Source organism: Myroides sp. LoEW2-1 (assembly GCF_009767705.1).
GTDB lineage: Bacteria > Bacteroidota > Bacteroidia > Flavobacteriales > Flavobacteriaceae > Flavobacterium > Flavobacterium album_A.
In genome coordinates this window covers 1-2,696 of the sequence record NZ_WSPP01000306.1, presented here as the reverse complement: position 1 = coordinate 2,696, position 2,696 = coordinate 1, and the positions used below count along the sequence as shown (strand labels likewise).

At 31.3% G+C, this 2,696-nt stretch carries 1 protein-coding gene and 2 pseudogenes; all 3 read left to right on the top strand.

Annotated features, from left to right (window positions below; all coding sequences use genetic code 11):
- Positions 1-917 (top strand): alpha/beta fold hydrolase (locus GOQ24_RS14980; protein ID WP_160340052.1); only part of this gene is annotated, 917 nt, incomplete at its 5' end.
- Positions 918-976: 59 nt separating this feature from the next.
- Positions 977-1,542: pseudogene (locus tag GOQ24_RS14975) on the top strand (Crp/Fnr family transcriptional regulator).
- A 90-nt stretch (positions 1,543-1,632) separates the two neighbouring features.
- Positions 1,633-2,018: pseudogene (locus GOQ24_RS14970) on the top strand (RidA family protein); the annotation flags it as partial.
- Positions 2,019-2,696 lie beyond the last annotated feature (678 nt).

Sequence of the window (2,696 nt, the reverse complement as noted above, 5' to 3'; positions counted from 1 at the left end):
TCTTATTACTATTTGAGTTATTTTCTATTGATGTATTTGCTCAAACTACTTCAAAAACAGAACTTGAGTATTTTACAATTGAAAATACGCCTCTTTATCTTATCAATAAAAGTGATGTTGATTTAGCTATACGCTATAAAAAAGGTCAAGGTATACCAATTGTCTTTATTCATGGTTCGTGGGATGATCATAATTCTTGGCTACCAGTAGCAGAAGAGTTAATTAAAACTACTACTAACCCCATTATTTTATATGATAGAAGAGGACATAGTGCTTCTTCTTTAGATAAAGAACAAGGTACAATATCAATGGATGTCCAAGATGCCGTCTCCCTACTCGATGCTTTGCAGATTGAGAAAGCTCATTTTATTGGACATTCTTATGGAGCAAATATCACAATTGAACTTGCTAATAATCACGCTGATAGAGTTGAGAGCATTGTTTTATATGAACCTCCTATTTTTGGAATGCTTAAAGGACAAACTCAATACAAACAAATTTTATCAGAGGTTCAAAGTGAAATGCAAAAAAGTAAAACTTTACTTGAACAAGGACACATTGAACAGGGAACCTTTAATTTTATTGAAAAAGTAGCCTTTGGAAAAGGTAGTTGGTATTCTGTTTTTGATCAAAGAGCCAGAAATACAATGACAGCTAGTTACACTACTTGGCTTGATCAAGCCAATGATCCTGAAAGATTAAATATAAAACCCGAAAACCTTAATCAATTTAGTGGTAGAATAACACTTATTACAGGCTCAGATTCTATCTTAGTATATCCAGCTGTAGCAAAAACAATAAAACAGAAAGTTAATTCAATAGAATTACAGACTATTCAAGGTGCAGGTCATGGAGGACTTATTTCTCATCCCAAACAAACTGCTGATTTGATTAGTAAACATTTAGAACAACTATAATTATATACTTATATATCTTTAATGTACCAGAGCTTATATCTTTACCTAAAGTAAATCACATAAATAATACTCTTAAGAAACCAATAGAACAAGTAATCTTTATAACAGACAAGCAGTTTGATTTTGTCTTGTCTTGTTTTGTGTTTAAAAAATATAAAAGACATCAATTTTTAATTCAAGAAGGAGAACCTGCCCCCTATCTGTTCTTTATTGATACAGGTCTATTAAAACTTATTTATACTGACAATAATGCCAAAGAGCATATTGTAGACTTTGCAATGGAAGGCTAGTGGGAAACGGATCAAAAAGCATTCTACAGCCAATATCTAGCAAGTATAAGTTTAGATTGTATTGAAGATACGCAGGTCTATGCTTTGGATTTAGAAGGATATAATAGACTAAGAAAAGAACTTCCTATGATAAATGAATTCTTTTTAGATAAAACGCACAAGGGATTTATTGAAGGGCAGCAGCGTATTTTATCCATGATGAAAACAATATTACAGAGCGATTCTTTGAACTTCAAGAACGCTTTCCTGGTATTATGCAGCGCGTTCCAAAATCTCTATTAGCTGCTTATCTTGGAGTTTCTAGAGAAACACTAAGCCGATTAGATTTAAAGTGATCTACCTCACTTTTTATTTCTGATATAGGTCAACTGTTGATTTAAGCATTTAATAGCAAATTTGCTATTTAACTTAAATAAGAAAGCAAAATGATTAAAACAGCTATTAACCCTTGGCAATGGCAATCTGAGCGTAACTACGCTCAAGCAATAGAAATTAAAATGTTCAAAGTACTTTATGCTGCTCTGGTCAAGTAGCCATCAACGCTAATGGAATTTCAAGTAATGCTGATATGAAAACTCAGCTTCTACTCTTTATTAAGAACTTAGAAGAGGTAATAAAAACAGCAGATTATCCCCTTAAAGTTATTGTTAAATTAAATATCTATACAATTTATACCACTGAACTGATGTAACATTTTTCTATTTTACAAGAATGTCTTGTTAAGCATAAAATCAAGCAAGCAACAACAGTACTTAATGTAAAAGGATTATTTGAAAATCTAACAGTAGAAATTAAAGCTACAGTTGTAAAATATTTTTTAACAAAGAGGGTATCTCAAAAAAAATCCCTCTTTATCTTTTCAGAACAACTCTTCAGTAAGTTCTTTAACTATGGTTGCCCCAGCCAAAGATCTATTCGCTACTGCGGCCGATACGCTGGTATTATCACCACAAGCATATATACCATCTATACTTGTTTTTTGAAAAGCATCAATAAATGCATTACCTCGTGAGAAATTACACACGAGATTTTACATTTATCATATAGTTTAGGTAACTTTAGTTCAAATATAAAGGCTACTTTTTCTACTCACAACACACGATCAGTAGAATTAGTGCTAAATATATAATTCATTATTTTTAAATAATAAAGTTTCTCATGTAAAAATAATAAAGTTTTTTAATACAATATGAAGAAATCCGTAAACCCCTCAATATTTTGAGTCTACCTACCACTTCAATCAAAAACTTGCGACTTCAGAGTAGTTTTCCAGCCCTCTGCAAGAAAGAAAAGCAAATTTTTGAAGTACACTACCAAATTCCTCCTATCTATTTATTTATATAAGTTACTTGATGCTTGTTGGTTAATTTATAAACGAAGTTCTTATGGATCAATCTCAAAAGTTGTGTTTAGGCATAAAGCTTAGTCAATCAGTATAAAAAGAAATCAATATCTCTTACACCTCTAAACTGAGCTCTGAATGCTTTAA